Consider the following 8,423-nt stretch of genomic DNA (forward strand, 5'->3'; position numbering starts at 1 on the left):
AACCCAACTCCTTGAACCTTTCGGTGCTTTTGAAGCCTTCCGAATTCCAACTCTGATCGTTGATGCTTCCCGGCAAAAGAAATGCAGCCGATTTTTGCGCGAAAGCGCCACTCGAGGTCATCAAAAGCCCCATCAAGACAACAAGTGCCGCAAGACCGCCATGCGGAAAGCACCTTAAGTTTATCGTTCGCATGTAACCGCCATCGTCTTTGAAGTTATTTTGGATTGATCAGATGATCGCCGTGGTTGAAAGATCAAAACCCTCATCGAACCGTCCAGATTATGACTCAGCTTGAATCCTGAACCTGTCCGGATCTGCTCTCCGGCACTCGACTTCTTTATGCATTTTGGCGAACCAGTTTCCGGACTATCCAGCAGGGGTGTAGTGGGCATTTTCATGGTGTCGACCATTCAGCGCTTTCAATTAAAGTACAAGTACGAAAATGCATAATATCAATATTCATGAGTAGTCGCGGAACGACGTTGATCCAGCGGCCAATCGCATGGCAACGACACGTCCGCCCTTGAGTACGAAGAGCGGAGACTGTTGATCCAGAACAACCTCCTCGGGCGTCGCCGATGGGAATACTGCGAGATCCGCGACTGCCCCTTCCACGACGCCTAAAAGTGAGGGGAATCCCAGCATGCGGGCAGCGTTGATGGTGACCGCATCGAATACCCGTCTGAGATCTTGCGGTGTTCCCAGCGCGGCAATTTGACAGGCAAAAATGGCTGATCCAAGGGGATTCGCCGCTCCGAGCGGATAGAACGGATCCCGCAGGTTGTCCGAGCCAAACATTACGGAGACTCCGGCATCGAGTAATTCACTCAGCCGCGTAATTTTGACAATGATCGGATTAACCACGACATAAACATCGGCGTCCGCAAGGGCGGCAATGGTCGACCGTGCTACGTCATCCGTCTGTACGGACAGCGAGCTGATGTGCGCGACGGTCACATTGGGCACACGCCGTTCACGGGCAGCTTCAATCACAAAGGGAAGCGTAAAGTCTTCCCGCCGGTCGGACTCATCGACGTGCATGTCTACGGGCAGGCCGAACTCAGCAGCAAGGTCAAAAACGGCTCGGACATGGTCCTGCGGGCGATCATCCAGCGCGGGTGCGCCGCCGACGGCATCCGCGCCCAGTTTGATCGCCTCCCGCATGAGGTCCACGGCCCCCACAGAGCAGAAGAGTCCCTCCTGAGGGAAGGCGACGATCTGGATATCGATCAATCCCGCGCAGACTTCACGCGCCTCAAGGACACCACGGATACCTGCGAGGCCGACAATCGGGTCGACATCGACGTGTGTCCGCAATGCGGTGGTTCCCGCACGGGATGCCATCAGGGCCGCACGTATGGCCCGTTCTCGAACATCTTCAACCGTGAACGTACGCTTGATATCACGGGTGGCCCGAATTGCCATCTCAAGGCCTCGTCGCGTTCGAAGGTCGCCAATGCTTCCTGCGGGAACCCGATCTGCCGTCAGGGCCTTATCGAGATGGATGTGAGGCTCTACCAGGCCGGAAGTGACCAGACCCTCATGAGCATCGATCTCCACCGATCCTTTTGTTTTTGTCGACTTCACGATGGACGCAATGCGCCCATCGTGAATAAGAATATCGACAATTCCCTCCGTATCGGCAAGACGCGCGTTACGAATTGCGACGTCTACATAACTATGGGTTTCCATTGACATCTCTCACAAGCTAAATGGACGTTGAGCGGCATTCAAGACAAGTTAGGCCATCATCCAGGTGCCGGTCTTGCCGTCCAACGCGTCGATGACCGACTCCGGACTGGTGATAAGAACCTTGCCCCTGGATCCACCCTCGAGGAAGCGCATCGCAGCTTCCACCTTGGGGCCCATGCTGCCAGGAGGAAACTGTCCCTCCGCCATGTACTTCCGAGCCTCTGCGAGCGTCATTTGCTCAAGGGCGCGCTGGTCCGGCTTCTTGAAGTTGATGCTGATCTGATGCACGCCGGTGGAGATCAGAAGAAGATCGGCGCCAAGCTCCCTTGCCAACAGAGCGGACGTAAGGTCCTTGTCGATCACGGCCTCAACACCCTTGTAAAAACCATCCCCGATCTCGGCCACCGGGATTCCGCCACCGCCGGCTGCGACGACGAGATGCCCGGCCGAAACGAGGGTCTTGATCGCATTCAACTCCAGCACCTTCGTTGGCTTGGGCGAGGGGACAACACGGCGGTAGCCGCGTCCGGCATCCTCAACGATGTGCCAGCCATCCTCGTCGCGATGCTGTTCAGCTTCGTGCTGTGACATAAACGGTCCGATGGGCTTGGTTGGGTTCTCGAAAGCGGGGTCGGCCGTATCCACGACACAGCGGGTGAGCACCGCAGTAGCCGTGGCGTCCAACCCAAGCTCAGTCATCGCCGTTTGCAGGGCGTCGACGACGATGTAGCCGATACCGCCCTGGCTGTCTGCGACACAGATATCAAGCGGCAACCTGGGAAGAACATCGGCGCTGCGGTCCGACCGGAGCACAATGAAACCGACCTGTGGTCCGTTTCCGTGGGTGACGATGACACGTCACCCAAGCTTGATCATTTTGGCTAGCTGACGGGCCATGTCCAGCGCGTTCTCTATTTGCTCCGCAATAGTGCCCTTTTGGCCCTCAATGAGAAGCGCATTTCCACCGATTGCAACGACGGCAAGTTTTGACATAGGTATCCTTCCTCTATTAAGCTGTGCGCGCGATAACTGCAACGGGACCGCCACCGGCGGGGCCCTGATGCTCGGAGCCGCCGGAGACATAAACCATGGGATCTCCCACGATCGAAGCGATAACTGCATTGACGACCGCTCGCGCATGGCGCGTGCTGTTAATGTCCGAATCGTCCAGCATCGTGTGGCGGCGGTTACGAACCTCACCGTCCGGGGAGGCTTCAGCCTTGGCAAATACATTGACCACGCGGCCGAGCTCGTCGACGGTCGGCAGGTCGTTCTCGCAGCACCCGACGTCGCGCAGGGCCTGCCGGACCGCTGCACCGTCGATGGCGTCCTTCATCTCGGCGTGGCCGATGACGAGGTCACCACCCCATGCGCGGCTGTTGCCCATGACGATGATCTCGTTGTTCATCAACTCGATACCCGCCGAAGTTGAGGCAACCGAGGAGTAGAGACTGTAGTCTGCGGTAATAACTTCATCACTGAGGTTGGCCTTCTCGACTTCCCCGAGGGCCAGGGCGATACCAAGCGCGGATGCGCCGCGGGAGTAGCCCATGGACTCATAGGTATCTTCGGTGGCAACCGTATGCCCGCGCTCGACAGCGTCATGCATGCGGCCGGCAGTGAGCAGTGGGCACTTGACCTGAACGAAGTGGACATCGGATGCATCCGCGATGCCGGCTTCGCGCATGGCGCGGCGAACAGCGTCGGCTGTTTCCGTGACCTGCGGCATGCGGCCGATCTCCTCCGGCAGGAACTCGCGGGTAAAGATCTGCTGAACGGCAAGTCGCTTGCCTTCAGCGGCGGTCTTCTGCTTGTTGTCCGTCTTCTGCACGGTGAAGATGGTGCAGTGAGGCGCCATGACGCCTTCGGTACCGCCGGACATGATGAAAGCGATGCGCTCGCCGACCTCTTGCCGGGACACGCCCAGTTTCTCGGAGAAGTAGACCTTGAACGCGAGGGTGGTGTAGCCACGCGTGAAGTCATTGACACAGCCGTTGCCTTCGGTCTTGCCGAGAACGCAGACGACCTCTTCGGCACGGATCACTCCCTCATCGATGAGCTTGGCTACGCCACTAACATCGGCTGGATTACTCATTGGAACTCGAAAAACTTGCGCTTGCATGATGGACTCCTTGTGTTGAATATGAACAGACTATTTCGCGGAAACAAACTGATCGGCGAGTGCGGCCAAAGCGGACGCAAAGCACTCGATCGGTGGAGAGACAAGGCCGGCACCGATTTGGCCAACCCCGGCATCCTTGTGGGCGATGCCTGTATTGATGAGCGGCAGGATGTTCTTGTCGGCGACAAGCCGAACATCGATCCCGGTTGGTGTGCCGATGAATCCAAGCGGCGGGAGTGAGTATGTGGGATTTCGTCCCAGCGTGATCTCGTACATCTCCCGGGTGTATTGCTTGGCTGTCTCTGGGGTTCCCCCGACAAACTGCACGATGCCCGGCGCTGCCGCCATGGCGAATCCACCGATGCCCATGGTTTCCGTAATGGCGCTGTCGCCAAGATCGGGGGCGGCATCGTCTTCGCCGAATCCGGGGAAGTAGAGCCCCTTCACCATCTGGGCCGTACCGGTGAACCACTGGTTGCCGGTACCGCTCATCTGGATGCCGAACTCGACGCCATTCCTGGCCATGACAGTGACCAGGCTGCTGTTCGGGACGTTGGATCCCGCCATGAGTGCGACCTTTGCCGCAGCCATCGAGAAGTTCAGGTAGAAATGGTTGTTGCCGGCGATAAAATCCAGCACATCGGGGATCTGATCCTTCGGGAAGTCACTTCGGACCAGGGCAGGCACGATCTCCCGAAAGAGAAGTGATGTGGCCGCCTGATTCCGGTTGTGGCACTCATCGCCCATCTGCAGCGCTTGCGCGGTGATGGACTTGAGGTTGACGCCGCCAAGCGCGCGGGCAATGACCGAGAGCGCCGGACCCAGCACGTCCCGCATCCACGCGAGACGGGAGAGCACGTCCTCTCCGTACGCTCCGAACCGCAGCGCCTTGCCGAGACCCTCGTTGAGATTGCTGAAGGCGCGATTGCCGCCGTTGGCATCCTCGATAACCAGAACCGGCATCGACGCAGAGATCACACCGGCCATGGGACCGACTGCGTTGAGGTGATGGCACGGCGAGAACTCGATGGCTCCTTGCTCGCACATCTTGCGTGCGGCTACGTCGTCTGGGGCAAGCCCCTCGAAGAGCATGGCGCCGATGATAGCTCCCTGCATCGGCCCCGCCATGTCTTCCCATGCGACCGGCGGGCCAGAGTGAAGAATGGTGCGGTCGGTCATGCCCACGAGGGCATCTCTGGCGGGGAGGCAATCAAGCCACATGGGCTCCGCACCGAGCACACGCTCAAGTGCAACCTTGTTGGCGGCATCGATGGCATCGCCGATGTCGTCGCCAGACATCATGGTCGCCAGCGACCATCCAGCGTCAACGTCGCCGGAGAGGGGTGGAGACCAGTCGATCGATATGACGCTGGCGCCTGCGGCCTCGAGATCGTCACGGAATGAAGGCAGTCCGAGGTTCGCGATTTTTAGATCGGACTGTATGAGATCACGGATTGATGACATGAATGGGCTCCTTATTTCTGAGTGATCTGGGCGACTTGGGCGATTTTTCCGGCAAAGCGGCTCGCCTGGGCATTGCTTGAGAGGATGGTGACGCCAGCCTCGCGAAGGGCGGCCTCCTGTTGTTCTAGCCCCTGGAGATCGTCACTCGTTCCACAGACCGATGCGACGATTGGAAGCGTGCGACCTTCAGCACGGGCGACTTCCATTGCTTTTCGGATTGCTGGCATCAAAGCACCTGCGGGGTTGGCGTTCGCGCCGTAGCCGAGTACCAGATCCAGCAAAATGACTGCTGTCTCGGGATCTCGCGCTTCCTGAACGATCCGATCGTTCCGGAACCGGAAGTCGAGCATCGGGTGGGGCCGTCCAACCGTGAACTCATCTTCACCGAAGTCGATGCAGACGTGCCCGGTGCTGATGTTGTTGTTCTTGAGCTTCATCTGCTTGTTGATAGGTGTATTGGACGAGACATCGCCCACGAATTCACGAAGGAGGAGGAGCGCTTCGTAGCAGAAGGTTCCTCCGGAGAAGAGTCCTCGGACATATTTCTGCTCTTTCGATAGCTTCGGCAGGGTCGGCGCAGGCGCGTAGCGCGAACCAGTATCGGATCCTGTTTCGGCGCGCACCGCCTGACGCGCAGCGTCTTCCAGCGTTTCCGCTGGAATCAGCCCGTGGTCGCGAACCATCTTCGAGTCTCCTCCGAGGAAGCAGACGACAATTGGCTTCGACGTCCCCTTGGCTGTATCAAGAATAGAGGCAGCTACCTCAGGGGCAGGCGGTTTGGAGATCAAGACGATCACGTCGGTCATGTCATCATCCAACAGCGCTTTCAACGCGAAGCGCGCCATGCGCCCTTTGACGGCACTCGAGAGGTCGCGACCACCGGTACCGAAGGCCTGCGAGATGCCCGAGCCGAGTTCATGGATGAGCGAGGTCACTTCCTGAGCTCCCGTTCCTGAGGCGGCGATCACGCCGATGCGTCCACGTCGTACTGCATTGGCGAACCCCACGGGAACGCCATTGATGATGGCGGTACCACAATCAGGGCCCATCATAAGCAAGCCTTTGCTTATAGCAACGTCCTTGAGAGCGATCTCCTTCTCCACCGAAACGTTGTCGCTGAAGAGGTGGACGTGCATGCCGGCCTTGAGCGCCTTCATGGCTTCGGCGGCGGCGTACTCGCCAGGCACGGAGATGAGGGTCAGGTTCACACCTTCGACAACCGCCCCCATTACAGATGAGATTGCCCGCTTCTGCGCGCCACCCCCATCGCTGGCAGTGGATGCATCGGTGTTGAGCGCGGCGATTGCCTTCTCGATCGCCGTCCGAGCGGCGTCCTCGGAGGCTGCGACGATGGCGATGACCAGATCGGTAGGTCTAGCGTCATTCAGGGCGGGGGCATCAAGTCCGCCCTCGCGCATGATCTCGATATTTCCAGCGGTGCCCATCATGATCGACGCATTGGTGACACCGTCCTCAGCGAGGAGATCGCTGGACAGGCGCATGAGGGTGACTGAGTCCTGATAAGTGTTACGACGAACTTCTACGACGATTGACATTGCTTTTTCCTATATGTGGCTGAGATGCTTAACCGAAGATATATGCAAGGCCTGCAAGCAATAGCGCCATGGCTATGACGCCAGGCGCGTTGATGCGGACGATGCGCGAGATGCTGACCTTGAACCCATAGCTGAGGGAGGCCACATTGAGCTGGCTCCAGCTCATCTGCGTGCCCATGCCGATGGCCATCATCACAAAGCCAAGCTGGAGCGGGGTGAAACCTGCCGCGCCCAGCGCTGGGCCGATCAACCCCATCACGGCGACGGCATATGCGCCCGCCGGAATCGCAATGAGGAATCCGACCAGCGCCGCGACAGACACAACAAACTCCTTTGGAACCTGGAGCGCCGCTTTGGCAATCAACTGGAAGGCGCCGATATCGCTGATCATATTGACGAAGGCCAGGAAGAGACCCACTGCGAAGAGTCGCACCAAAATGAAGCTCCCGCCTTCGATGAACTTCTGCGCGGCGGAGTCGATGGTTCCGAGTCGCATTAGGAAGACAAGGACCACGGTAATGCTGATGTAGACCATAGGTGAGAAGAACTGCGGCAGACCCCACGCTACGAAAAGATCATTCAGAGGGCGACCCAACACCACTGCACCGAGGAGCCAAAGTGCGGGAGTCGCACGGGCCCATAACTGACGCGCGGGTGTCGCCAGCGTCACACCAAAATCATCAGTGAGGGTTGGGGCGCCTTCAGTTGCCTTGATGTCGTCGCCGGGAACGAAGGCACCCTTGCGGCGGCGAACATCCCACCAGGCGATGGCCATACCGATCGCTACAGCGAGGAGGAAGAACGCACGCATATCAGCAACATACGGTCCAACATCACTCAGACCAGCAAGGCGGCTGGTGAGCGCGGACTCTGCCGACGAGGGGCTGGTGGTGAAGGCACCTGCCGTGGCGATTGCCATCCCAATGATCACGCCCGGCGTAGCTCCAACTGCCGCCGCGATGAGCGGAGCGGTGATGACAGTGTTCCCGGCGCCGAGCCCCGCCGTGTAGGTGGCGAAAGCCTGAAGCATGACCACAAAAGCAGCCAGCAGTTCCATCCGACCGTTCAGCCGACGTCGGGCTATCTCAAGGAGGGCCGCGAAACCTCCGAAGGCCGCGACCATCGCCGCAGCGGAGGCGTTGACAATGGGGGACGTAAACGAGAGCATGGTCGGAATGGTTGATGAGAACCGGTAGAACGCCCTCTTGAGATCAAGGATGACGACCCGGGTTTCTCCGTTTACGGTCTCTTGAACGAGCGGGAGGTGATCCCGAAATAAGTACGCCATAACGATCGCGAGCAATCCACCAGCCGCCGCCGCGACAACCATGTTCCGCTGGCGGAACAGCAGTATGAGAACAACGATTAGCGGAATTATTGAAATCCAGGCCATGTTAAATATCCTTTTTTACACAAACGAACTGTAGATTTCGTGGCCTCCAAACAACCGCCGTTGAATGAGTTCGTAGCGCAAGATTGTGTGGTTGACTTGACGAATAATTAATCTTATGCAGGCGAACCAAAACAGACAAGCGCGTCACGTTATCTTTCAACAATGGCATTGCTATTGTGAATCAAGCCGGGTTTT

Annotated in this window: 7 protein-coding genes; all 7 read right to left on the reverse strand. The window is 58.4% G+C overall.

Features of this window, described 5'->3' with window-relative positions; translation table 11 throughout:
• Positions 1-460: 460 nt before the first annotated feature.
• From N878_RS06395 to N878_RS06420, 7 genes are read right to left on the reverse strand one after another with little or no spacing between them, the layout of a single operon-like run.
• Positions 461-1,693 carry an amidohydrolase family protein gene (locus N878_RS06395; protein WP_177342878.1) on the reverse strand — a complete coding sequence of 411 codons (1,233 nt, stop codon included), beginning with the start codon at positions 1,691-1,693 and terminating at the stop codon, positions 461-463.
• A 48-nt stretch (positions 1,694-1,741) separates the two neighbouring features.
• Positions 1,742-2,545, reverse strand: coding sequence for a carbamate kinase (locus N878_RS06400; RefSeq protein ID WP_218186839.1), 804 nt, complete (start codon positions 2,543-2,545; stop codon positions 1,742-1,744).
• A 6-nt stretch (positions 2,546-2,551) separates the two neighbouring features.
• Positions 2,552-2,686 (reverse strand): hypothetical protein, encoded by a 135-nt coding sequence (locus tag N878_RS29460; RefSeq protein ID WP_021442834.1) that lies wholly within the window; start codon positions 2,684-2,686, stop codon positions 2,552-2,554.
• Positions 2,687-2,702: 16 nt separating this feature from the next.
• Entirely contained in the window at positions 2,703-3,815 is a 1,113-nt protein-coding gene (locus N878_RS06405; protein ID WP_031302833.1) for a ring-opening amidohydrolase, read from the reverse strand.
• A 30-nt stretch (positions 3,816-3,845) separates the two neighbouring features.
• Positions 3,846-5,279, reverse strand: coding sequence for a DUF1116 domain-containing protein (locus N878_RS06410; protein ID WP_021442836.1), 1,434 nt, complete (start codon positions 5,277-5,279; stop codon positions 3,846-3,848).
• Between the two features lie 11 nt (positions 5,280-5,290).
• Entirely contained in the window at positions 5,291-6,835 is a 1,545-nt protein-coding gene (gene fdrA, locus N878_RS06415; protein ID WP_021442837.1) for an acyl-CoA synthetase FdrA, read from the reverse strand.
• A 28-nt stretch (positions 6,836-6,863) separates the two neighbouring features.
• A complete protein-coding gene (locus N878_RS06420) occupies positions 6,864-8,228 on the reverse strand; it encodes a hypothetical protein (protein WP_021442838.1) in 1,365 nt (454 codons plus the stop codon).
• Positions 8,229-8,423 lie beyond the last annotated feature (195 nt).

The organism is Pseudomonas sp. EGD-AK9 (assembly GCF_000465935.2).
GTDB lineage: Bacteria > Pseudomonadota > Gammaproteobacteria > Pseudomonadales > Pseudomonadaceae > Aquipseudomonas.